Source organism: Chelonobacter oris (assembly GCF_000772535.1).
GTDB classification, from domain to species: Bacteria; Pseudomonadota; Gammaproteobacteria; order Enterobacterales; family Pasteurellaceae; genus Chelonobacter; species Chelonobacter oris.
On record NZ_JSUM01000017.1, the window covers coordinates 1 to 25,442 of the forward strand.

Here is a 25,442-nt window from a genome sequence, read left to right on the forward strand (position 1 = left end):
AATGGATTAACACTGAAGTCTATGCCGATAAATTTAAGTAACATTTCCTCAGAGATTAAGTCGCCGATGATGGCGGCTTAATCTCTTTTCATAATCAAATCTTTACCGTCACTGGCACCCTTTTCCGCCTGTTCGGTCGGATTAAGTCCCTGAGCCAGCCATTATAAAATTACTATATCACCTTGAACAAAGAATAAAAATTTCATATTTTTATTCTGTATACTTTTCTGGATGAGAAAATGAATGCCAAAGAACTATAAAATATTCTCTATATTATTAAATGAAATATGTAATTAAAACAATTAATTAATGATTGATTTTTGAGGGTATATTGAATTAGGGAAAATTTTTCTAAATATTTTGAGAAGAAAATACAACATTGTACCTATTAAATAGATATGATCCATGTCACATTTTTAAAAATTAAATTTCAAAATTTATTGATATGAAATTATTTTTTTGTATATTGGCTATTGAGTCAGTATGCTTAATACACAAAGTTTGACAAGGAGAAGCCTTATGTCACTTTTTATAAAAGTAGCAACAATAACCACTTCTGTTTTTTTATCGTGTAATATTTTTGCGGCAACAACTTTAAAACTAGCTCATGATTTAGATAGAAATCACTCAGTAAGTAAAGCTTTTAATTACTTCGCAAAAGAAGTTGAAAATCTTTCTAATGGAGATATTAAGGTTCGAATTTATGGAAATGGCCAAATGGGTAATGCCAGAGAAACAATGGAATTACTACTGGCTGGAGGTTTAGACTTAACAAAAGGTTCTAGCAATTTGGAAGCTTTTGATGATATTTATTCTATATTTAGCCTACCATATCTATTCCGTGATAAGGCTCATCATGATGCTGTTGTTTATGGGGATATTGGTCGAAAAATTATGGAATCAAGTAAAAGTGGAGGCTTTTTTGCATTATCTGCATATGACACAGGTACAAGAAGTTTTTACACAAATAAACCAATTCATAAACCGGAAGACTTGAAAGGATTGAAAATAAGAGTACAACCATCTCCTACCAGTATAAAAATGGTTGAGCTAATGGGCGGATCTCCTACACCAGTTGCTTTTAATGAAATTTATACGGCATTACAGCAGGGTATTATAGATGGAGCGGAAAATAATATTCCTACTTGGGTCAATACTCGACACATTGAACTAACAAAAACTTATTCAGAAAATGAGCATACATCAGTTCCTGATTTTTTAGTAATATCCACTAAAACCTGGAATAAATTAACAGCAGAGCAACAAGCTATCGTTCTAAATTCTGCGAGGAATTCAGAGCAATGGCATTCAAAAGTTTGGTCGGAGGAAATGAGTTCAGCAAGAGAGCAAGCTTCTTCTTTAGGAGGAGTTATAGTTGCATCAGATAAATCTGAATTTAGAAAAGTTGTACAGCCAATCTATGATGAATATAGAAAAAATTCTAAATATTCTGATCTATTGGATGAGATTGAAAATATTTCACCTTAAGAATTAGGGGGAGTTATGTTGAATTTTATAAATAAGCTAATATCTAATATTCTAATCTTAATGATGATTTTATTAACATTTTGTGTTATATGGCAAGTTATTAGCCGTTATATTCTGAGCGCCCCCAGTACAATTACTGAAGAATTGTCTAGATTCTTAATGATATGGATATGTTTATTAGGTGCTAGTTATGCAGTTGGGCAAAAACGCCATTTATCAATAGATCTTTTAAATTCTTTTATTTCAGATATAAATCAGTCCAGGCTACAGTTTATTATAAATATTATTATATTAATTTTTTCTTTACTATTGACTTGGGGTGGTATTTTTCTTGTAAGAAATGTTTTACTTAGTGAGCAAGTTTCTCCTGCATTAAGAATACCCATGGGATATATTTATATTATACTACCAGCTAGTTCAATATTAATTGTTTATTACATAATTATAGATATATATAAGGGGTTTTTATATGGAAAATAGTATAGCAATAATTTTATTCTTAAGCTTTTTCATATTGGTATTTATTGGAACCCCAATTTCTTTTTCTATTGGAATTGCTACAGTTTTATCAATGATAATCATGTTTCCATTCGAAACTGCTATTTCTATAGTATCGCAAAGATTGGCTACAGGTATTGATAGCTTTGCTTTATTGGCAATACCATTTTTTATTTTAGCTGGAAACATTATGAATCAAGGTGGTATTGCCATTCGGTTAATTAACCTTGCAAGATTAATAATAGGAAGATTACCTGGAGCATTATTTCATGTCAATATTCTAGCAAATATGATGTTTGGTTCAATATCAGGTTCTGCAACAGCATCAGCTGCAGCAGTAGGAGGAACCTTAGCTCCCATTCAGAAAAAAGAAGGATATGATGAAAGATTATCTGCTGCTGTAAATATCTCATCTTGTATAACAGGACTATTAATTCCTCCCTCTAATGTTCTAATCGTATATTCTCTTGTTGCTGGCGGAGTATCTGTTGGTGCCCTATTTGTTGCTGGGTATATACCAGGTATTTTGATGGGATTGTCTTTAATGTTAGTTGTGGGAATATGTTTTAAAAACGAACAGTATACTATAATAAAAGATAAAATAACCCTCAAGAAATCCATATTGATATTTTGGCAGGCAATACCTAGTTTAATGTTAATAATTCTTGTCGTTGGAGGAATAGTTGGTGGGATTTTTACTGCGACTGAAGCATCTGCAATAGCTGTTTTATATACATTTATACTATCTGTAATAATATATAGAACTATATCTATTAAAGAGTTACCTAATTTAATTCTAGAATCTGTCATAATGACAAGTGTAATTCTATTGTTAATAGGTTTTTCAGTCGGGATGTCTTGGGCCATGACCAATGCAGATATTCCTTTTATGATAAGTGAATTTTTATTGAATATATCTGAAAACCCCATCATCATATTATTAATTATAAACATAATATTATTAATAGTGGGAGTCTTTATGGATATGACGCCTGCTGTTCTTATTTTTGCACCTATTTTTTTACCTATCATACAAGATTTAGGAATTAATACAATTCATTTTGGGATAATTATGACAGCAAATCTTTGTGTTGGACTATGTACTCCACCAGTCGGCACAGCTCTTTTTGTTGGATGCTCTGTAGGTAAAGTAAAAGTACAAGATATTATTAAACCATTAATACCATTTTATTCAGCATTATTCTTAATGATAATGTTAATAACATATTTTCCGTCAATATCTTTAGCTCTTCCTAAAATTATAGGTTTGATTTAGGAGATTATTTAGATAACATCATAACTTTTATAATAGTTATGAAACTAACTGAATGTTTTATACTGTAAAGGTATAGAATAGAGTACTAGAATAAATTTCATATTTCTGCCATTTTGAAAAATAGAACATGATTATGTATTATATTATCCTAGAAATTAGCTAAGAATAAAGGATTGGATGCAATATTATATTCAATCCAATCCTGTTTAAACCATCCTTTTTTTTAAAACGGAATAGTTTTGGTTTAAATATTTCCTTGTGTCGCCACTACCCGATTATCTACAACATCAACGGTAACGGGTTTACCCGGTAATAATGCGCCGGACAAAATCTGTTGCGCCAACGGATTTTCGATTTCCTGCTGAATCGCGCGTTTCAGCGGACGAGCGCCGTAAATCGGGTCGTAACCGACATTGCCGATGAAATCCAATGCCGCTTGGCTGAATTGGATTTGATAACCGTGAGCTTCCATCCGTTTGCTCAGACGATTCAACTGAATTGAGGCAATTGCTTCAATATTGGTTTTGTCCAGCGGGTGGAATACCACCGTTTCGTCAATGCGGTTGATAAATTCCGGGCGGAAGTGCCTGCTCACTACCGACATCACCAGCTCTTTAATTGAGCCGTAGTCCAAATCCTGCGCATTGTCCTGAATCAAATCGGAGCCCAGATTCGAGGTCATGATCACTACCGTATTACGGAAATCCACCGTTCTTCCCTGTCCGTCGGTCAAGCGGCCGTCATCCAATACCTGCAATAAGATATTGAATACATCGTGGTGTGCTTTTTCCACTTCGTCCAACAGAATTACCGAGTATGGACGGCGGCGCACCGCCTCGGTCAGATAACCGCCTTCTTCATAGCCGACATAGCCCGGAGGTGCGCCGACCAGACGGGAAACGGAATGTTTTTCCATAAATTCCGACATATCGATCCGTACCATTGCATCTTCGCTGTCAAACATAAAATTCGCCAGTGTTTTGCACAGTTCGGTTTTACCGACACCGGTCGGACCGAGGAACAGGAACGAACCGATCGGGCGATTCGGGTCGGCAAGTCCGGCACGGCTGCGACGGATTGCATTGGCAACGGCCTCCACCGCCTCGCTTTGACCGATAACCCGTTTATGCAACTCCTGCTCCATCCGCAATAATTTTTCTTTTTCGCCTTCCATCATGCGTGAAACCGGAATTCCGGTGGCGCGCGATAACACTTCGGCGATCTCTTCATCAGTGACTCGATAACGCAGCAGTGTCATTTCTTTGCCTTCGGAGGCTTCCGCCTGTTCCAGTTGTTTCTCCAACTGCGGAATCACGCCGTATTGCAGCTCCGACATTTTGGCGAAATCGCTGGCACGGCGCGCCTGTTCCATTTGCGTGCGCACATTATCCAGCTCGGCTTTGATATGCTGTGTGCCGGAGAGAGCCGCTTTTTCGCTTTTCCACACCTCTTCCAATTCGGAATAGTCACGCTCTTTTTCAGCCAGTTCGGTTTCCAGCATTTGCAAACGTTTACGGCTGGCATCGTCATCTTCTTTTTGCAGTGCCTGTTGTTCCAGTTTTAACTGGATAATCCGTCGTTCCAGCCGATCGAGCGGTTGCGGTTTAGAATCGATTTCCATACGGATACTGGACGCCGCTTCATCAATTAAATCAATCGCCTTATCCGGTAACTGACGATCGGAAATATAGCGGTGGGACAGTGTTGCGGCTGCGACAATCGCCGGATCGGTAATCTGTACATGATGGTGAATTTCATACCGCTCTTTCAATCCCCGCAAAATCGCAATCGTATCTTCTACGCTCGGCTCATCGACCAATACTTTTTGGAAACGGCGCTCAAGTGCGGCATCTTTTTCGATATATTGGCGATATTCGTCCAGTGTAGTGGCGCCGACACAATGTAGTTCACCGCGTGCCAACGCCGGTTTCAGCATATTGCCGGCATCCATCGCACCGTCGCTTTTGCCGGCACCGACCATGGTGTGAATTTCATCGATAAACAGGATCACCCGACCTTCTTCTTTTGCCAGTTCGTTCAGCACGCCTTTTAACCGCTCTTCAAACTCGCCGCGGTATTTCGCACCGGCGATCAACGCCCCCATGTCTAACGATAACACTCGCTTGTTGCGCAAGCCTTCCGGTACTTCGCCGTTGACAATCCGCTGTGCCAAGCCTTCGACAATGGCGGTTTTGCCCACACCCGGTTCGCCGATCAGCACCGGATTGTTTTTAGTACGCCGTTGTAATACTTGAATAGCACGCCGAATTTCTTCATCACGCCCGATAACCGGATCTAATTTGCCGCTTTCCGCTCTGGCGGTTAAATCAATGGTAAATTTCTCCAATGCCTGACGGGATTCTTCTGCATTTTGATCATTCACTTGCTCTCCTCCTCGCATTTTTTGAATGGCGGTCTCAATGGTTTCGGCTTTCAGCCCGCTTTGACGCAAACTGTTGCCGAGCGCGCCCTTATCCTCCAATGCCGCCAAGATAAACAATTCGGACGAAATAAATTTATCCTGCCGTTTTTGTGCCAATTGATCGCAACGGTTCAGCAAACGCACCAGACTTTGTGAAATCTGTACATCGCCGCTGTTACCTTCCACTTTTGCCAAGCGGTCAATGTCGCTGTTGATCTGTTGTTTTAACCCGGCAACATTGATACCGCAGCCGATCAACAGCGGTTGAATAGAACCGCCTTGCTGATTAAGCAAGGCCAGCATCAAATGCAGCGGATCGATATACTGCTGTTCTTTGCCCAATGCAAGCGATTGCGCATCGGCAAGCGCTTGTTGAAATTTGGTGGTAAACTTTTCGATATTCATAAAAAATCCTCCTGACGATAGTTTCGTTCACGAGGATTAAATTAGGGCATTTTTCCAAAAGTCAAGTTTATTTTTAAACTTTTCTGTATTCCGTCTCTTTTCTGCTTAACGTTCTATTGCTTTCAGCCCCCGCAGTTGCGGCAATAATACAAACGCCGGCAATACCAGAATCGCCATCAGATAGAATGCTGCGGTCGGCTCGATACGGTAAATCGCTCCGGCAAACAGCATAAACAGGGCGACACTCAGGCAATTGCAAACGCCGTTGTACAATGCTTGCAATTTGGCAATGTAATCCGGCGGGCAGGAGGCGATGTAGCGGATAGTTACAAAATGGCAGAGCGCAAACGTGATGCCGTGTAGCGGCTGCAATAATAGGAATTGCCAAAAGTGATCCGCTACGCCCATTGCGCTCCAGCGAATTACGGCAATAACGCTAGTAAACATCAGCAAATGATACAACGTACTGTTTTTTAACAAACGTCCGGCAAAGAAAAACACCAACACTTCTGACGCCACGCTGATGCCCCACAGCCAGCCGCTCAATTCCACCCCAATTCCCAAATCCGCCCAATACAGAACGCCGTAGGCATAATAAGCGGCATGACTGCCTTGCAGTAATGCAAGTACGGTCAACAGCACAACAATCTGCTTGTTCGCCAACAGGGTTTTATAGCTGACCGCACTTGGCGGCAACGACGAGCGATTGTCCGTATTGCTCGGATAGACTGTCGGCGACAACGTTTGCATGACGACATAAGCAACCAGTAACGCCGCTAACAGCCAAACCATACTGCGATCGCTGAAAATCCCCAAAATATAACCGCCAAGCAGATTAGCGCCGATAAACGCCAGCGAACCGGTAAGTCGGGCTTTGCCGTAATCCAGCCCGACTTGTCGCTGCCAGTTGCTTGCTAAGGCATCGGTCAACGGCATACCGGCGCCGAACACCGCATTAAACAGCCAGATCAGCACGATCGCCAGCCAAGCGATTTCCGCACTGGCGGTAATGGCTAAGATCAAGCCCAGACTGAGCCAGCCGATAAGTCGCAGCATAACAATCAGTGCCGAAGGCTGTTTGACCCATTGCGAAAACAACATACTGCCGATGAAGCGAAACAAAAATGAAAATGCCATCACAACGCCGATGGTTTCATCGGAATAGTGATACGCCTTTAACCACACCGGCAAATAAGGCAAAAAAACGCCATAAGCGGCAAAATAGCCGACAAAACTGGCAATTAACCAAACAAAAGGAGAGAGTTTGATCATCAGAATAAGGTTTCCATTTCTTGTGCTCGGGCTACCGCCGCCTGCATTGCTTTGGCGATAATTTCATTGAGGTTGTGTTGCTGAAAAACGTCAATCGCCGCCGCCGTAGTGCCGCCTTTAGAGGTCACCTGTTCGCGCAGTGTCGATAAATCCGTTTGCGGATTATCAATTACCATTTTTGCCGCCCCCGCCATTGCCTGTTGAATCAGCTCGCGTGCGGTGCGGCTGTCTAATCCCATCTTGATGATTTGCTGCTGCATCGCTTCCAGAAACAGGAAAAAGTATGCCGGACTACTGCCCGAGGCGGCGATCACCGTGTTAATGTCGCTTTCCTGTTCCAGCCAACAGATCTGCCCCACCGCCTGCATTAAGTCAGCGGCAAAAGAGCGGTCTGCCTGACCGCAGGCGGCATTGGCAAACAGCCCCGCCATACCGGCGGAGAGTAATGACGGCGTGTTCGGCATCACCCGAATCACCGCCACCGCACTTGGCAATAACTGTGTCAGGCGCTGCACGGAAATACCGGCGGCAATCGACAGCAACAATTTCCGGCTGAAATCCAGATCGGCAATATCGGCGCAAGCGGTCGCCATCAACTGTGGCTTCACCGCCAACACCACCATCTCGGCGGATTCCGCCGCGGCCCGATTGTCATGTGTGGTGCGCACGCCCCATGCCGCCAACCGTTCCAGCTTGGCGGGGCTGGGATTGCTGGCAACAATATTCCCGGCCGGATAGCCGCTGTTGAGCAAGCCATGAATAATGGCCTGTGTCATATTGCCGGCGCCGATAAAGGCAATTAATTTGTGTTGCATATGCTTTTCCTTTGCAAATTCAGTTACAATGCGACTCATTCTACATCGATTCAGGAAAAGCAGGAACGCAGATTTATGTATTGGTTTAAAAATAGTATGGCTTACCGCTTGAGTAAAAAACTGGACTGGACAACACCGACGCTGGATGCCGCCTTGCCGAATCAGGCGTTTTTTCCGTGCGGCAGCCATGATCAGAGTAAGTTTGGTTGGGCAAAACCATTAAAAGACAGCGATCTGCTGTATTTTTGCGTCAATGGGCAGATTTTACTGCTGGCACAAAAAGAGGAAAAAATATTGCCGTCGCATGTAGTCAAACAGGCATTGGACGAGCGGATTGACGCTTTAGAAGAAAAAGAACGGCGTAAGTTGAGCAAAGTAGAGAAACAAACCCTGAAAGATGACGTGATCAATGAACTGTTGCCGCGCGCTTTCAGCAAAAAACAGCAAACCGCACTTTGGATCGACTCGGTCAACGATCTGATTTATCTGAACGCCGCTTCGGCGAAACGGGCGGAAGAGACTCTGGCATTGCTGCGCAAATCGCTCGGCTCGCTGCCGGTGGTGCCGTTGGCATTCGCCAATGATCCAAGTGCGGTGATGACCGACTGGATCGCCAACGACACCTTGCCGTCATGGCTGACCGCACTTGACGAAGCCGAGCTGATATCCACTACCGATGAAGCCGTGATCCGTTGCAAACAGCAAGCCTTGGACAGTGACGAAATGCAAAACCATTTCGCTGCCGGCAAGCAGATCAGTAAACTGGCGCTGGAATGGGAAGCGCATCTGAGTTTTGTTTTTCAGCAGGACGGCAGCCTGAAACGCCTGAAATTCGCCGATAACGTGCGTGAGAAGAACGACGATATTTTGAAAGAAGATTATGCCCAACGTTTTGATGCCGATTTTATCCTGATGACCGGTATTTTGGCGCAATTGAGCGAGCGCCTGCTTGATGCGTTTGGCGGTGAGCAGTTGTCATTGGCGGAACAATTGTAACCGATGGGTAAAAAAAGCAAGTGCTGTAAGAAATACAAGAAAAAGGGCAAATATTGCAAAGATTGCCCTTTGCGCTAATTTTTGAATCTTATTCGGCTTAAAAAATAAGCCGTTAAATTTTTTATAAAAAAATAATGACATTAATCACATTTCTTATAAACCGTTTTACGCTATACTCAGCGCACTTTTTTATTTTCACCGTTAAAATAACGCGTTAAAGGTTGATTATGGCATATTGGCAATTGGTCAATTTGATTCGAGGACTGTCTATCTTGCTTTCCCTGTTGTTAGGGTTGGACAACAGTCCGCTGTTTGTCAGTTCGCTTTGGTTATTACTCAGTCTGGTCACCGGTTTGAACATGGTGACCAGCGGCTTGATCGGCTTTTGCTCATGTAGCTATCTGATTGCAAAATTGGGCATAAAACCGCCCGTCTCAAAAAATTGTTCCGATTAGCCGTGGCGGCAGCGCTCAATTTGCGCAACTGTGACGGGTTATGCTTTGACCAGCGTTTTCAACTGATACAAATAAGTCAATGCCTGTTTCGGGGTCAAATCGTCCGGATCAAGCTGTTGCAGCATTTGCCAAACCGCACTTTTTCCTTCGTCTTCTTCCACCAGCGGCAACGCCGCCTGTACCTGATTCAATTCGCGCAATTGTTGTAATTTTTGATCACCGCTTTGTTGCGAAAGCCGTTCCAATTGACTGAGTTTCTGTTTCGCCAGTTTTAACACCGCTTTCGGCACGCCGGCCAGTGCCGCCACCGCCAAGCCGTAGCTTTTACTGGCCGCACCGTCTTGTACCGAATGCATAAAAGCAATGGTATCATTGTGTTCCAGTGCATCCAAATGTACGTTGAACACGCCCTCGAACTGCTGCGGCAGCACCGTCAATTCAAAATAGTGGGTGGCAAACAGAGTGAGTGAACCCAGCTTGTTCGCCAGCCATTCGGCACACGCCCACGCCAATGCTAATCCGTCGTAGGTTGATGTGCCGCGCCCGATTTCATCAATCAGCACCAAACTTTTTTCCTCGGCTTGATGCAGAATATTCGCCATTTCGGTCATCTCCACCATAAACGTGGAACGGCCGGAAGCCAAATCATCAGATGCGCCGATACGGGTAAAAATTCGATCAATCGGCCCGATTACCGCACTTTCCGCCGGTACGAAACTGCCGATATACGCCATCAGCACGATCAGCGCCGTTTGGCGCATATAGGTACTTTTACCCCCCATATTCGGCCCGGTTACAATCAAAAGATGGCGCTGTCGGTTGAGCTGCAACGGGTTGGCGATAAACGGATCATGCATAACCTGTTCTACGACAGGGTGGCGTCCGTGGCGGATATCAATGCCGATCGTCTCGCTAAATGTCGGGCGGCTGTAATTCAGCGTTTGCGCCCGTTCCGCCAGATTGGCGAAGACATCGAGCTGCGCCAGCGTCAGCGCCGCCAGTTGTAGCGCCGCCAATTGCGGCAACAAGCGTTCAAACAGTTCATCATACAGCTGTTTTTCCAATGCCAGCGCAGCGCCTTTGGCTTTCAGCACTTTGTCTTCATACGTTTTCAATTCGGGAATAATATAACGTTCGGCATTTTTCAGAGTTTGACGGCGGACATAGTGAATCGGTGCACGATCCGCCTGTCCGCGGCTGATTTGAATGTAATAACCGTGTACCGCATTAAAGCCGATTTTCAAGGTGTCGATGCCGGTCGCCTGCCGTTCGCGCATCTCCAGTTCCTCTAAAAAACGGGTAGCACCGACGGACAGTTCACGCCATTCGTCCAATTCGGCATGATAACCTTCGGCAATCACGCCGCCGTCACGAATCAATAGCGGAGGCGTTTCAACCAGTGCATTTTGCAACAATTCGCATAAGGCGGAAAAATCGTCAATCAGCCGGCAAAGTGCGGTTAACGGTGCCGTTCGGCTTTGCAGTAAGTTGTTTTTTAACAGCGGAATCTGTTCAAGTGCGGTGCGCAATCGGGTTAAATCGCGCGGTCGTGCCGAACGCAGCGCCACACGCGCCAAAATTCGCTCCATATCACCGATTTGGCGCAGCAACGGTTGCAGATCGGCAACCATATCGTGCTGTAAAATCGCTTGAATGGCGGTTTGCCGTTGTTGAATCTGCCGCACATCGCAAATCGGTTGGTGAATCCAGCGCTTCAGCAATCGGCTGCCCATTGGGGTCACACAGTGATCCAATATCCATGCCAGCGTATATTCGGTGCCGCCCGCCAGATTTTGCGTCAGCTCCAGATTACGGCGGGTCGCCGCATCCAAGATGATAAAATCACTGTTTTGCACCAAACTGATCGCATTGATATGCGGAAGTGCGGTTCGCTGGGTTTCGCGGGCATAATGCAGCAAACAACCGGCGGCACACAGTCCGAGGGTGGCGTTTTCCACCCCAAAAGCGTTGAGATTCTGCGTGCCGAATTGGCGGTTTAGCAGTTGACGTGCGGTATTGAGTTCGAATTCCCAAATCGGACGGCGGCGCAGACTACGGCAATGTTCCAAGATCGCCGTGTCGGCAAATTCTTCGTCATACAGCAGCTCGGCGATCGACATCCGCTGCAATTCGGCTTGTAGGGTGGTTTTGTCGTCATGTTCGCTGATTTGGAAACGACCGGACGCCATATCCAGCGTTGCCAATGCAAATCGTGTTTTACTTTGATAAACTGCCGCAATCAGGTTGTCTTGCCGTTCCGGTAAAAGCGCTTCATCACTGACCGTACCTGGCGTGACAATCCGCACCACTTGCCGCTCTACAGGGCCTTTACCGCTTGACGGATCGCCGACCTGTTCGCAAATCGCCACCGATTCGCCCAGTCGCACCAGTTTTGCCAAATAGCCTTCGACCGCATGGTACGGCACACCGGCCATCGGAATCGGCTGTCCGGCGGAACTGCCGCGCTTGGTCAGCGAAATATCCAGCAGCTGCGCCGCTCTTTTGGCATCGTCATAAAACAGTTCATAAAAATCCCCCATTCGGTAAAACAGCAAAATATCGGGATTTTCAGCTTTCAGGCGCAGATATTGCTGCATCATCGGCGTGTGGTCGGAAAAATGGCGGTCACATGAATCTGTCATCGGGCTACCTAACGGATAAAAAAGAAAAATGATACTGAATCCCCCGATGATGATCAATCGCTTCCGTGCGAAAGCGGTGTAAAGTGCGGTTTAAATTTTCAGGTTGCGGAATCCGCCACACGATCTTGTTAAAAAGATCAAAATTTCACTTGATACTGTATAACCATACAGTATAATAAGCAGCAATTCTTGGGAAGAAATCGTGTTTAAGCAGGGGATTAAAATGGACGATAATAAACAAAAAGCATTGGCTGCGGCATTGGGGCAAATTGAAAAACAATTCGGCAAGGGATCGATCATGAAATTGGGCGATACCCAGACGTTGGATATCGATTCTATTTCTACCGGCTCCCTCGGGCTTGATGTGGCGTTGGGAATCGGCGGTTTGCCGATGGGGCGTATTGTCGAAATTTTCGGACCGGAATCGTCCGGTAAAACCACGTTGACGCTGTCGGTTATCGCACAAGCGCAAAAAGCCGGCAAAACCTGTGCATTTATCGACGCCGAACATGCGCTGGATCCGATTTACGCCGCCAAACTGGGGGTCGATGTCAAGGAATTACTGGTTTCACAGCCGGACAACGGCGAACAGGCGCTGGAAATTTGTGACGCCTTGGTGCGTTCCGGTGCGGTGGAAGTGATTATTGTCGATTCCGTCGCGGCATTAACGCCGAAAGCGGAAATTGAAGGCGATATGGGCGATTCCCATATGGGATTACAAGCCCGTTTGATGTCGCAAGCCCTGCGTAAACTGACCGGCCATATTAAAACTGCGAACTGTCTAGTGGTGTTTATCAACCAGATCCGTATGAAAATCGGGGTGATGTTCGGTAATCCGGAAACCACCACCGGCGGCAATGCCCTGAAATTCTATGCTTCGGTGCGCCTCGATATTCGCCGTACCGGCGGTGTCAAAGACGGTGAGGAAATCATCGGCAGCGAAACCCGGGTTAAAGTGGTTAAAAATAAAGTGGCTGCACCTTTCCGTCAGGCTGAATTCCAAATTATGTACGGGGAAGGCATTTCTAAACTCGGCGAACTGATCGAATTGGGAGTAAAACATAAACTGGTTGAAAAATCCGGTGCATGGTATGCCTATAACGGCAGCAAAATCGGGCAGGGGCGTGCCAATGCGATGAAATGGCTGACTGAAAATCCGGATACGGCAAATGAATTGGAAAATAAGCTGCGCACCGAATTGCTGGCACACCCGGAACAAGCGCTGATCGCCGATATTAACACTGAAGATGACGGGTTCGAAGCGGAAGCATAACCGTCAGCCGACGGCATTAAAATTCAGTATTGGAGTCAAGTGCGGTCGGTGAAACCGCACTTGCTTTTTATCGGCATAACATATACTCGTTTTATGAATAGAATCGCTTTGAGTTATCTTCTCACGCTATTGGCACGGCGTGATTACAGTGCCATGGAAATTCGTTATAAAATGGCGGAGAAAGCCTTTTCTGCGGAAGATATCGAACAGGTGTTGTTGCATTGTCAACAACAGGGCTGGCAGAGCGACCGGCGCTTCTGTGAAAGCTATCTGTCGTCGCGCAGCCGCAAAGGTTACGGACCGACACGAATCCGGCAGGAACTGCAACAAAAAGGGATTGAAAATCCGCTTATCCATGAACAGTTGCAGCAATGCGATCTTGATTGGTTCGCACTTGCCGAGACAACATTTCATAAAAAATACTCTGAAATGACAGGGCGGGAATGGACGCCCGCCCTGCAACAAAAAGCGTGGCGCTTTATGTTGAGCCGCGGCTTTAACCCCGATCATTTCAGCCACTTGATCAATGCTGAGCCGGATTAAAAAATATTGGCTATTTTTTAATCTTTCGGTTGCAGCTTCCCTCACTTTGTGGCTAAATAGACAGACGCATCTAATGCTTTTCTTTTCAAATAGTTAGAATATTTCTTATAGCTTAACGGATTAACTATGATTAGTATTGAAAAATATAATGTTACGCATTTCGACAGCTTGCTGGATTACCAGCTGGATTCCGAACAGGCAAGATATGTCCGACAACCCTGGCAGTGGTTTGAAGGACATACCTTACTGCTTGATATCGGCATGACCGCCGTCACGATTTTACAAGATCGGCTTGCAGTCGGTTTTTTTATTCTGGATCGCGGCGCAGAAAAATTAGCCTACACCAACAATCATCAGGCCATTTTACTGCGCTCTTTTTCAATTAATCCGCAATATCAAGGTATGGGAATCGCCACTGCCGCACTGCAAGCGCCGATTATTGATTCTTTCGTCTATAACCTTTCGCCGAAATACAACGAAATTGTCTTGGCGGTCAACCCGTTGAACCAACGAGCCTATCAGCTTTATTTGCGCAGTGGATTCCAAGCCGCCGGGCGGGTGATTATCAATACCCGCGGCGCACATTCGATTCTACAACGTCGGATCGGTGAGAACGTCTAACGCGATATTTCCTCTAGCAATTGTTGTGCGTCCAGCCACTCGGATTCGGTTTGTTCCAATTGCTTTTTAAGTGTTACTTGCTCTGTCAGTAACTCGGTTAAGCGCATTTTGTTTTGTTCGTTGTAAAGTGCGGTGTCGCCAAGCAAGGTTTCAATTTCGCTTAATTGTGCTCCGTATTTGTCCAGCCGGCTTTCCAACTGCTGAATTTGCTTTCGCAGCGGCGCCGTTCGTTGACGCAACTCCGCTTCCAGCCGTTTCTGTTCTTTACGATTGACTGTGCTTTCCGCTTTTTCTTGAGTTTGATTTTCTGTTGCCGTCGGGTTTTGATTGGCGCTGTCACCGAGCCATTTTTGATAATCATCCAAATCGCCGTTGAAATCCTCAACGCAGTGATCATGTACCAGATAAAAATCATTAACGGTATTGCGAAGTAAATGGCGATCATGCGATACCACCACCAATGAGCCTTGATAATCGACCAACGCTTCGGTCAGTGCCTGCCGCATATCCAAATCCAGATGGTTGGTCGGTTCGTCCAGCAACAGCAGATTTGGACGTTGCCAGACGATCAGCGCCAATACCAGGCGGGCTTTCTCGCCGCCGGAAAAACTGTCGACGACTTGTTTGACCTTATCACCGTGAAAGGCAAAACCGCCGAGATAATCCCGCAGCTGTTGCTCTGTTTGTTGTGGTGCTAACCGCGCTAAATGCCAAAGTGCGGTTTCATCGGCGCGCAAGGTATCCAGTTGATGCTGGGCAAAATAACCGAGTTGCACCCCTTTCGCCAGCTGCACCTTGCCGTTTTGCGGAAGAATTTCGCCCGCTAACAGTTTGATCAGCGTCGATTTTCCGGCGCCGTTACGCCCAAGCAACCCGATACGAGATCCCGGTACTAAATTCAGTTTCACCGATTTCAAGACTGTTTTTTCACCGTAACCGGCACTGACTTTTTCCATGCTGAGGATCGGATTCGGCAGTGAAATCGGCGGGCGAAATTCAAATTTGAACGGATTATCGACATAAGCCGGGGCGATCAGTTCCATACGCTCCAACGCACGAATACGGCTCTGCGCCTGCTTTGCTTTGCTGGCTTTGGCACGGAAACGATCGATATAACTTTGTAAATGTTCCACTTTCTGTTGCTGTTGGCGGAATAAGGCATTTTGCTGTGCCAACTTGGTAGCGCGCTGTACTTCGAATGATGAATAATCGCCGCTGTATTCGTTTAGTTGTTGTTGTTCGATATGCAAAATTTTACCGACGACCGGATCCAAAAAATCACGGTCGTGTGAAATCAGAATCAGTGTGCCCTGATAACGGCTTAACCAGCGTTCCAGCCAAATGACCGCATCTAAATCCAAATGGTTGGTCGGTTCATCCAACAACAGCAAATCGGAACGGCAGATCAGCGCCTGTGCCAAATTCAGTCGCATCCGCCAGCCGCCGGAAAAGGATTTGACCGCACTTTGCAACTGTTCGTTTTCAAAGCCTAGCCCATGCAGCAAGGTGGCGGCGCGCGATTGAATCGTCCAAGCGTCAATGGTATCCAGTTTGGCGTGCAGCAGTGCGATTTGATTGCCGTCATTGTCGGCATCAGCCTGTTTCAGCTCGTTCATCAGCTGAATATAGTCGCGATCGCCCTGAATGACATAATCCAGTGCGCTGATGTCTAATGCCGGCGTTTCCTGATTAACCCATGCCAGTGACCAGCCGGACGGAAATTTGACCTCGCCGCCCTCGCTGCTCATTTCCCCTTTCAATAATGCCAACAGGGAAGACTTGCCGCAGCCGTTTTTGCCGACCAGACCGACTTTTTGTCCCGGGTTAATGCTGGCATTGGCGTGTTCCAATAAGGTGGTCAGTCCACGTTTTAATGTCAAGTCACTAAAAAAGATCATTTTTAATTTTATTTTGTTAATAAATTATTGCACAATGATAACATAACTCTTTAGTATTCAGGACGAATAATGTTTGACTCTCTGATTGTACAATTTGTGGTACTGTGGGCGGTTATCGATCCTATCGGTTCGGTGCCGGTTTACTTAGCCAAAACCATCGGCTTGCCCGTTGAAGCCCGTCATCGGATTGCACGGAATGCAACCCTGATTTCCGCCGGTATTCTGGTCTTTTTTCTGGTCGCCGGACAACTGTTGTTGGAAGCGATGCAGATTCCGCTTACGGCGTTCCAAACCGCAGGGGGGCTGGTATTGCTGCTGTTCGCACTGACCATGATTTTCGGTGAGGGGAAACCGAGTGAAGAAATGCGCTTGCCGTCCAATTTGAATGAAATTGCGGTTTACCCGCTTGCGGTTCCTTCCATTGCTTCGCCCGGTGCAATGATGGCAATCGTGTTGCTGACCGACAATCACCGTTTTAACTTCGGCGAACAAATGTTAACCACACTGATTATGCTGATCATTTTATTGATTACCTACTTACTGTTCATTGCCGCCAACCGTATCCAACGGATTATCGGCACCACCGGGGCGGCGATCATCAGTCGGGTGATGGGGCTGATTCTGGCGGCGGTTGCCATCAATAATATTCTGGTCGGGGTACGTGACTTCTTTATGTATGTGAAATGACTTTCTCCGGCTGATGTTTCAAAAGCCTGACACCCCGATCCGTCGTGCCGCTTTTCGGCGGCATAATTGCCCGCCTGATAACCGCAAAACTTCATTTGACCTTATACCGCACTTTCGGTAATCTCAGAACGTATGATTTTTATTTTTCCGTATAAAAATTATGACAATATCCGTTTTATTTTTTACACTTGGTTTATCAATAGAGGTTTGTCGTGTCCGGTGCAGTTGCAGAACAATCGTTATATAGTAATAAGCGGGCGCACCGTGCGGCGTTGAGCAGTTTTATCGGGGCTGTGGTCGACTGGTATGATTTCCTGCTGTACGGCATTGTGGCGGCATTGGTGTTTAACCATCAGTTTTTTCCGAATATCAGCCCGGCGATGGGGACATTGGCGGCATTTGCCACTTTCGGAATCGGTTTTCTGTTTCGTCCGTTGGGCGGGATTGTATTCGGCCATTTCGGTGATCGGATCGGGCGCAAGAAAATGCTGGTGCTGACGGTTTTCTTAATGGGCGGCTCCACCGTGTTAATCGGCCTGCTGCCGAATTTCGCCAGTATAGGCTGGGCGGCGCCGGTGCTTTTGGTGGTTTTACGTGCCGTCCAGGGGTTTGCTGTCGGCGGGGAATGGGGCGGCGCGGCATTAATGGCGGTAGAAAGCGCACCGCCGGGCAAAAAAGCCTTTTATAGCAGCGGCGTACAAATCGGTTACGGTGTCGGTTTAATGTTGGCGACCGGCAGTGTTTCCCTGATTATTCATATCTTCGGCAACGAGGCATTTCATCAATGGGCATGGCGTATTCCGTTTGTCGCCAGCGTCATTTTGCTGTCGGCGGCACTATGGATTCGGCGCCACCAACAAGAATCGACCGAATTCGAACAAACTGTGGTGAAAAGCGGGCGGCAGATACAACGTATGCCGATTATCGAAGCGGTCAGCCGTCATCCGAAAGCCTTTCTGTATATTATCGCCTTGCGTTTTGCCGAGCTGCTGACCATGTATCTGGTCACGAACTTTGCCTTGAATTATTCGACTACCCGATTGGGCATGTCGAGCAGTGTGTTTTTGAATATCGGCTTGATGGTCGGCGCCATCAGCTGTTTCACCATTCCGTTGTTTGCCCGCCTTGCCGATCGTTACGCCCGTCATAAATCAGGGTATCGCATCATGTGTATCGGCGGCGGTATTATCGGTGCGTTAAGTGCGGTTCCGTTCTTTTTGGCGATGGAGCAAGGCAATGTATTTTGGATCTACTTATGTGCGATTTTATTGGCTAATATCGCACACGACATGGTTGTCAGCGTACACCAACCGTTGTTTACCGAATTTTTCGGTACCGCCTACCGCTACAGTGGCGCCGGAGTCGGTTATCAGGTTGCCAGCATTGTCGGCGGCGGGTTCACGCCGTTTATTGCCGCCGCATTGGTGACTTGGTATGACGGTGCCTGGTATCCGGTTGCAGCCTACTTAATCGTCGGCTGTCTGCTGACCGCACTTGCGGCGTTAAGTATGCAGGGCAGTAACCGCCATCAGCCTTAAATTAAATGCACGTTATTAATAATAACGTGCATATGCTTTATCAAAGATGGCTAAAAACGATAGCCGACATTGAAATAAGCTTGATTTCCTTTTTGTTGTCGGTAGCCGTGATACTGCCAGCCCAGCGTTGCCTGCCAAGCGTGGTATTTCGCCGTCAACGCCAGATCGGTACGCAAATGCGCCTGCTGTTCGGCCGTTGCCGCCTGTTCGATATCGACTGCCGCCAAGCGACTGCGGATATTGACCGGACGGGAAGCCAGATGCTGTACATAGCCGATTGCGAGGCTCGGCATCAACTGCCAGTCGGCAAGGCGGAAAGTACGGTCGAGTTTCAGATCCAACAACAAGTCCGTTTCAGTTTTACGGATTTTCGGGCTTGTCAGGGCAAGATCGCTGCCTTGTTCGCGAAATCCTTTTAACCATAACCGGTTGACTTGCAAACCGACACTCGGTTCGAACGACCAGTCGTTTTGTTGCCACAAATAGCCGACAGTCAGCCCGGCGTTTTGGTTCCAACCGTTCGTTTTGCCGCTGCTGCTCGCTGCTACACCGTTAAAATGGCGTTGCTGTTTATGACGGATTTTTGCCAGTGACAGATCACCTTCGACAAACCAGCCTTGTGCAGTACTTGCCGGATAATGTCGCCCTGCAAGGGAAATGCGGGTTTCATCGTTCTTGGCGGCGGCATTGGGCTGAGTCACGTCAATGTGGTTTTTTGCCAGAGTGGCGGTCATGGCCGTCTGTGCGGAAAACGCTTTGGTAACCCCCAGCGTCAATTGTTTGGCGTGATATTCGACCTGTTTGCCGACGGCATTCGCCCGATATTGGCTGTGATCACGTCCGGTCTCGCTCCAGACCTGCCATTCGCCGCTGTTCAGCGATTTGGCGGCAGACAACTGTTTATGCAATAAAGTGCGGTTTAATGAGGCTTGTTCCAGCAAATAGTGGACACTGTTGGCGTAAATACCATTGCCCAGATTGCGGTGTAGCCCCTGCCAATCACCGCTTTGTAGCGTATGGCTGAGCCAGCGGCTATAGCTGTTCCGGCTCAAAGCCAAACGGCTGTCGCGCAAGCGGTTTAAGGCGTCTGCCGCATGGCGTTCATTACGATTGGCAGTTGTCACATGTAATGTTTGCGGATTGATCGCCAATAACACGCTGTTCGGGTTAAAGCGCACATCATAACGCAATCCTTTCGCCAATAGCGCTTGCGGCTGAAGTAACGCCGAAAACGCGCCGGTATAATCGGCGCCGTTTTTCAGCTGCAACAATACCCCTGTCTGACCGGCTTCGGCTTGACTGAAATCCGAAACGTCGGCAGCCACCCGTCCGCCTAACCGCACTTGTGCCGCCTCGCCTTCTGCGCTAATGCCGTGTGCTGCCGCCAAATTGAAAATCGCACTCTCCTCTAGGGTCAGCTTTTTAAGAAACGTCATGCCCTCGGCTTGCAGTGTGCCGCCGACTGTCGCGTCGGCATTCACGACCCCGTGACCGCTTAAGCGACCTTGCGTATCGACTCGCAGGCTGTCGGCGTGCAGTTTATTATCCAATCGCAATTCCCCTTGTTCGACAACCGCACTTTCGCTTAACCGGGTATCACCCTGTAAGTGCAAACCGCCGCCGGCAACGGTCACGCCTTTCAGTCGATTGCCGGCCCCCGACAGCGTTAAGGTTCCGCTGCCGCGTTTGGTTAAACGTCCGCCGGCGCTCAAACCGTTTGCCCAGCGATCATCGCGGTTTAAGGTGTAGCTTTCATCGCCGAGTAATTGTGCCGGGCCGTTGACTGCCTTGGCGACATTCACCATGCCCCAGCCGAAGGTGTCGTCAACGCCCTTGGCGCCTAAATCGGTGGCGGTAGTCAACAGCACATCACGCACCTGCGCCATATTCATATACTCAAAACGCTGTTTGAGCAACGCTGCCGCGCCACTGATTGTCGGTGCGGCATACGACGTGCCTTGTTCGACAGCAAATGTATAGTCGACTTTGTCAATCGCCGGATCACCTTGTACCGCCAGTAATACCATCGTGCCGGGCGCAGCAATACACCAGTTTCGACTGACGCCGCAATGGTTGGAGTAGCTTTCCAGCCGATGGTTGGGGTCTACGGCGATCACCGACAAGTAATATTTTTCCATATCGGGGAAATAGCGCGGCAGTGCCGCCAAAACACCCGGTTGCCGTTTCGATTCGTTACCGGCGGCAAAAACCTGCAAAATGCCTTTGTCCGTTGCCGTGTGCAGGCTTTTAACCAACGGGTTGGATAAGTCCAGTCGGCCTTTGTATTCGCGATCCATATCCGCTTGCCGCTCGGAAACCGGATCTTCATTCCAGCTGTGATTCATGATATTCAGCTCGGTTGCATTGTTGAGCAGGGTATCGATTGCAGCGGCAAACGCAATACGGGTTGTCGGATCTTTGCCCAACAGCAGTTTTTTATCTTCATTTTCATCGCCGCTACTCGGCAGCGAGCCATTGGTCGGTTCATAAGAAACCTGATACAACCGACTCTCTTTCGCCACGCCGCCGAAATAGTTCAGCCGCGGATCCGTTGCCGAAGGGTTGGCGGCGGCAGCGATAATGCCGCTGACTTGTCCGCCATGGCTGCCGTAGATAAGTTTTCCGCTCTTCGGATCCATTTCTATTGCCAGCCGGTTCGGATCAAAATAATAATTTTTGCCTTGCAACGTCATCTCAAAAGGCAAGGCGACTAGATTACGCTTATTTTTGAGTAAATCATGACCGTTAAAAAATCCTGAATCGACCACACCGACAGTGACATTTTTGCCGCCGTATTGTGCAGTGAGGGCATCGCTCAAACCGATCGCTTCTTTCGGTTGTTTTAAATATTCAAACAGCACTTTCTGGGTATCCGTCATCTCTGCGGCTTGGGCATTGGCGGTCAATATAACCGCACTTACCATTAAACCGAGATAAGGCTTTTTAAATTGAAACATGGTGAATCCTTATAATGATGTTATTGCTGTGCCTGGAATCGGCGGTTTAGGCTGATCATGCAAACTCGAAACGGAGTTAATAATCATTATCAGACTTAACGTCGGCATACTTTATGCAATTGAAATAGTAACTTCAAGGTACTATCTTTGATAAAAAGAAAGAATAACAATGATTTACGCCATTGTTGTATTTGCGTCATATTATTTTGCGCAATGTCTGTTTTTTAAGTCGGATTAGCGAATCGGACGTAAAACATTGCTTTCAGGCGGTAAAGAACACAACGTAGGGGAGTAAAAAGAAAAACAGCCCTGAGTATAGGGCTGCTTGATGATGTAAAGTGCGGTTAGTGGCGAGTTTCCGTCTCCTCGTCATCATATTCTTCATCAAAAAATTCGCCGTCATCGCCGTATTCGTCATCTTCGGCATTCGGATCTTCAAAATAGGTGCCCCAACCGTCGTAAGCACCGCCGTGTTTTTCAATTAACGGAATCAGCTCGTTTTGCTGGGCATCGATTAATTCGGCTTTCAGCTCGATTTCACTGATGATATCAAAGCAGAAAATATCATGACCGTCTTCATCTTCCAGCTCTTCCGCTTCGGCGACTTCATAACCGGCTTTAAAGGCATCGACGGCGATTTTTTCCAATTGATTGAAATCCCGATGGGAAACGTGATGTTCAATGATATACAACGCTTGCGGATCGCTGCCGTCATTAAGCAAATCGTCAATAATATCTCGGGTTTCCTGGTGTAATTCGGCTTTGCTCGGCTTCATAACCGCTCCTTGATTGAAATAAAAATGAGAGAGTTTCCCGCACATTGTAAGGTGCGCTCCACAATAGCACAATGTAATTTTACGGCTTTTAACAAACTGTTAGGCGCTTGTTAAGATTTAATTCGAGTTTTCATGATCTGTGATCCAGATCACTCTTTAGAGGTAAATAATTCTTAAACATTCACTTCAAGAGCATATAATTTTTCTCAGAAAATTTTTAATTTATAAACTTAGGAGAAACTACCATGAACAAAACAACAACTGATGTTGCTGTTAGCCCGGCACAGGCCGAAGTCAATCAACTGGTTGAAAACGGCTTGGTTGCACTGGAGGAATTTCGCAAGCTGAATCAGGAGCAGGTCGATTATATTGTCGCCAAAGCTTCTGTTGCGGCGCTGGATCAACATGGCGTGCTGGCAATGCACGCTGTTGAAGAAACCGGCCGCGGTGTCTTTGAGGACAAAGCGACCAAGAATCTGTTTGCCTGCGAATACGTGGTCAACAATATGCGTCACTTGAAAACCGTTGGTGTGATCAATGATGATGATGTTACCGGGATTACCGAAATCGCCGATCCAGTTGGAGTGGTTTGCGGAATTACGCCGACCACCAATCCGACTTCTACCGCTATCTTCAAAGCACTGATTTCTCTGAAAACCCGTAATCCGATTGTGTTTGCTTTCCACCCATCGGCACAAGAGAGCTCAGCACACGCCGCACGAGTCGTGTATGAAGCGGCGGTCGCCGCTGGCGCACCGAAAGATTGCGTACAGTGGATTAGCAAACCGTCAATGGAAGGCACGGCGGCATTAATGAAACATCCGGGTATTGCCACTATTCTGGCAACCGGCGGAAATGCGATGGTGGAAGCCGCTTATTCTTGTGGTAAACCGGCATTAGGCGTTGGGGCAGGCAACGTACCGGCTTATGTGGAAAAAAGCGCCGACATCAAACAGGCAACCCATGATATTGTGATGTCAAAGTCGTTTGACAACGGCATGATCTGTGCCAGTGAGCAGGCGGCGATTGTCGATAAAGAAGTGTATGACGACTTTGTTGCCGAAATGAAATCTTACGGTGTCTATTTCGTCAACAAAAAAGAGAAAGCCTTACTGGAAACCTTTATTTTCGGCGTGAAAGCTAACGGTGCCAACTGTGCCGGAGCTAAGCTAAATCCGAATGTGGTCGGTAAATCGGCATTCTGGATCGCCGAACAAGCCGGGTTCAGCGTGCCGGAAAAAACCAATATTCTGGCGGCGGAATGTGCGCTGGTCGGTGAAAAAGAACCGCTGACCCGTGAAAAACTCTCGCCGGTACTGGCGATTTTAAAATCCGATTCGACCGAACATGGTTTTGAACTGTCCGAACAAATGGTGAATTTTCACGGTTTAGGGCACTCGGCGGCGATTCATACCAAAGATGCAGCGATCGCTAAAGCATACGGTGAACGGGTTAAAGCGATTCGGGTCATCTGGAATTCGCCGTCCACTTTCGGCGGTATCGGCGATGTGTATAACTCTTTCCTGCCGTCATTGACGCTCGGTTGTGGTTCTTACGGCAAAAACTCCGTCGGCAATAATGTAAGTGCGGTGAATTTATTAAATATCAAACGAGTGGGCAGACGGAGAAATAACATGCAGTGGTTTAAAGTGCCTTCAAAAATCTACTTTGAACGGGATTCAATTCAATATTTACAATCCATGAAAGGCATGGAACGGGTGGTTATCGTCACCGACCGCACGATGGTGGATTTGGGCTTTGTTGAAAAAATAGCCAGCCAGCTGACTGCTCGCGGCAATCACGTCACTTATCAATTATTCGCTGATGTCGAGCCGGATCCGAGCATTGAAACCGTGCGCCGCGGTACGGCATTGCTGCGCAATTATCAGCCGGATACCATTATTGCATTAGGCGGTGGTTCTGCAATGGATGCGGCAAAAGTCATGTGGCTGTTCTACGAACAACCGGAAGTGGATTTCCGTGATTTGGTACAAAAATTCATGGATATCCGCAAACGTGCGTTCAAATTCCCGCAATTAGGGCGAAAAGCCAGATTTATCGGCATCCCGACCACTTCCGGTACCGGTTCGGAAGTCACACCGTTTGCGGTGATCAGCGAAGGCGATAAAAAATACCCGATTGCCGATTATTCATTAACCCCGACGGTGGCGATTGTCGATCCGTCCTTTACCATGAGCGTGCCGGCACATGTAACCGCCGATACCGGTTTGGACGTACTGACCCATGCTACCGAAGCTTATGTTTCGACCTTAGCGAACGACTTCACCGACGGGCTGGCGCTGCAAGCGATTAAACTGGTATTCGAATATCTGGAACGCTCGGTGAAAAACGGGGCTTCGGATCCTGAAGCGCGCGAAAAAATGCACAATGCCTCGACCATTGCCGGCATGGCATTCGCCAACGCTTTCTTGGGTATGAACCATTCTTTGGCGCACAAAATCGGCGGACGTTTCCACACACCACACGGCCGCACCAATGCGATTTTGATGCCGCATGTGATCCGCTACAATGGAACACGTCCGCAAAAAACTGCAACTTGGCCGAAATACAACTACTACAAAGCCGATATAAAATATCAGGATATCGCTAAAATGCTCGGTCTGCCATGTGCGACAGCAGCGGAAGGGGTAGAATCCTTTGCCAAAGCCTGCGCTGAACTGGCGAAAAAAGTCGGTATCAAAATGGCGTTTAAAGATCAGGGACTGGACGAAAAAGAATGGATGGACAGCCGTCGTGAAATTGCTTTACTGGCGTTTGAAGACCAATGTTCCCCTGCCAATCCACGTTTACCAATGGTAGAAGATATGGAAGAAATCTTGGCTAAAGCTTACCATGGTGATGAATAGTTGCCATAACGGC

General features: G+C 47.0%; 18 protein-coding genes. 11 read left to right on the forward strand and 7 right to left on the reverse strand.

Going from position 1 to position 25,442, the window contains the following annotated elements; all coding sequences use genetic code 11:
* Window positions 1-519: 519 nt before the first annotated feature.
* Genes OA57_RS10965 through OA57_RS10975 form a run of 3 tightly spaced genes read left to right on the forward strand, consistent with a single transcriptional unit; the run spans window position 520 to window position 3,262 of the window.
* On the forward strand, window positions 520-1,488 hold the full coding sequence (locus tag OA57_RS10965; RefSeq protein WP_034617754.1) for a TRAP transporter substrate-binding protein: 969 nt from the start codon (window positions 520-522) through the stop codon (window positions 1,486-1,488).
* A gap of 15 nt (window positions 1,489-1,503) precedes the next feature.
* Window positions 1,504-1,968, forward strand: a complete 465-nt coding sequence (locus OA57_RS10970) for a TRAP transporter small permease (RefSeq protein ID WP_034617757.1) — start codon at window positions 1,504-1,506, stop codon at window positions 1,966-1,968.
* The gene (locus tag OA57_RS10975) at window positions 1,958-3,262 is read left to right on the forward strand and encodes a TRAP transporter large permease (protein WP_034617761.1); all 1,305 of its coding nucleotides are present in this window, start codon (window positions 1,958-1,960) and stop codon (window positions 3,260-3,262) included. The genes OA57_RS10970 and OA57_RS10975 overlap by 11 nt, the downstream gene beginning before the upstream one ends.
* 244 nt (window positions 3,263-3,506) lie before the next feature.
* Here the strand turns inward: OA57_RS10975 and clpB are convergent, their stop codons facing one another.
* The 3 genes from clpB to proC form a co-directional block, all read right to left on the reverse strand.
* A complete protein-coding gene (gene clpB / locus OA57_RS10980) occupies window positions 3,507-6,089 on the reverse strand; it encodes an ATP-dependent chaperone ClpB (protein WP_034617764.1) in 2,583 nt (860 codons plus the stop codon).
* 105 nt (window positions 6,090-6,194) lie between these two features.
* A complete protein-coding gene (locus OA57_RS10985) occupies window positions 6,195-7,361 on the reverse strand; it encodes a 3-phenylpropionate MFS transporter (protein WP_052122481.1) in 1,167 nt (388 codons plus the stop codon).
* Complete coding sequence (gene proC, locus OA57_RS10990) at window positions 7,361-8,176, reverse strand: pyrroline-5-carboxylate reductase (RefSeq protein WP_034617767.1); 816 nt, start codon at window positions 8,174-8,176, stop codon at window positions 7,361-7,363. The genes OA57_RS10985 and proC overlap by 1 nt, the downstream gene beginning before the upstream one ends.
* Before the next feature lie 75 nt (window positions 8,177-8,251).
* Here proC and rdgC point away from each other — a divergent pair, with 75 nt between their 5' ends.
* Window positions 8,252-9,172 (forward strand): recombination-associated protein RdgC, encoded by a 921-nt coding sequence (rdgC, locus tag OA57_RS10995; RefSeq protein WP_034617770.1) that lies wholly within the window; start codon window positions 8,252-8,254, stop codon window positions 9,170-9,172.
* A gap of 227 nt (window positions 9,173-9,399) precedes the next feature.
* The gene (locus OA57_RS11000; protein WP_034617773.1) at window positions 9,400-9,627 is read left to right on the forward strand and encodes a DUF2892 domain-containing protein; all 228 of its coding nucleotides are present in this window, start codon (window positions 9,400-9,402) and stop codon (window positions 9,625-9,627) included.
* 38 nt (window positions 9,628-9,665) lie between these two features.
* Here the strand turns inward: OA57_RS11000 and mutS are convergent, their stop codons facing one another.
* A complete protein-coding gene (mutS, locus tag OA57_RS11005) occupies window positions 9,666-12,269 on the reverse strand; it encodes a DNA mismatch repair protein MutS (RefSeq protein ID WP_034617834.1) in 2,604 nt (867 codons plus the stop codon).
* A gap of 223 nt (window positions 12,270-12,492) precedes the next feature.
* Between mutS and recA the strand changes: the two genes are divergently transcribed.
* The 3 genes from recA (at window position 12,493) to OA57_RS11020 (ending at window position 14,706) form a co-directional block, all read left to right on the forward strand.
* Window positions 12,493-13,542, forward strand: a complete 1,050-nt coding sequence (gene recA, locus OA57_RS11010; RefSeq protein WP_034617776.1) for a recombinase RecA — start codon at window positions 12,493-12,495, stop codon at window positions 13,540-13,542.
* Window positions 13,543-13,650: 108 nt separating this feature from the next.
* On the forward strand, window positions 13,651-14,085 hold the full coding sequence (gene recX / locus OA57_RS11015; RefSeq protein WP_235424671.1) for a recombination regulator RecX: 435 nt from the start codon (window positions 13,651-13,653) through the stop codon (window positions 14,083-14,085).
* Between the two features lie 126 nt (window positions 14,086-14,211).
* On the forward strand, window positions 14,212-14,706 hold the full coding sequence (locus OA57_RS11020) for a GNAT family N-acetyltransferase (protein WP_034617779.1): 495 nt from the start codon (window positions 14,212-14,214) through the stop codon (window positions 14,704-14,706).
* Here OA57_RS11020 and OA57_RS11025 read toward each other — a convergent pair.
* On the reverse strand, window positions 14,703-16,604 hold the full coding sequence (locus OA57_RS11025) for an ABC transporter ATP-binding protein (protein WP_034617781.1): 1,902 nt from the start codon (window positions 16,602-16,604) through the stop codon (window positions 14,703-14,705). The two genes, OA57_RS11020 and OA57_RS11025, sit on opposite strands and share 4 nt — an antisense overlap.
* Window positions 16,605-16,673: 69 nt before the next feature.
* On the opposite strand from OA57_RS11025, the gene OA57_RS11030 reads away from it, so the two are divergent.
* Both OA57_RS11030 and shiA read left to right on the forward strand, forming a co-directional pair.
* Window positions 16,674-17,291: a MarC family protein gene (locus tag OA57_RS11030; RefSeq protein WP_034617783.1), complete on the forward strand. Its 618-nt coding sequence runs from the start codon at window positions 16,674-16,676 to the stop codon at window positions 17,289-17,291.
* 212 nt (window positions 17,292-17,503) lie between these two features.
* Window positions 17,504-18,829: a shikimate transporter gene (gene shiA / locus OA57_RS11035; RefSeq protein ID WP_034617786.1), complete on the forward strand. Its 1,326-nt coding sequence runs from the start codon at window positions 17,504-17,506 to the stop codon at window positions 18,827-18,829.
* 50 nt (window positions 18,830-18,879) lie between these two features.
* On the opposite strand, the gene OA57_RS11040 is transcribed toward shiA, so the two are convergent.
* Entirely contained in the window at window positions 18,880-21,786 is a 2,907-nt protein-coding gene (locus OA57_RS11040; protein WP_034617788.1) for a S8 family peptidase, read from the reverse strand.
* Window positions 21,787-22,130: 344 nt separating this feature from the next.
* Window positions 22,131-22,562 (reverse strand): ribonuclease E inhibitor RraB, encoded by a 432-nt coding sequence (gene rraB / locus OA57_RS11045; protein ID WP_034617790.1) that lies wholly within the window; start codon window positions 22,560-22,562, stop codon window positions 22,131-22,133.
* A gap of 245 nt (window positions 22,563-22,807) precedes the next feature.
* Between rraB and adhE the strand changes: the two genes are divergently transcribed.
* A complete protein-coding gene (gene adhE / locus OA57_RS11050) occupies window positions 22,808-25,429 on the forward strand; it encodes a bifunctional acetaldehyde-CoA/alcohol dehydrogenase (protein ID WP_034617792.1) in 2,622 nt (873 codons plus the stop codon).
* Window positions 25,430-25,442: the final 13 nt, after the last annotated feature.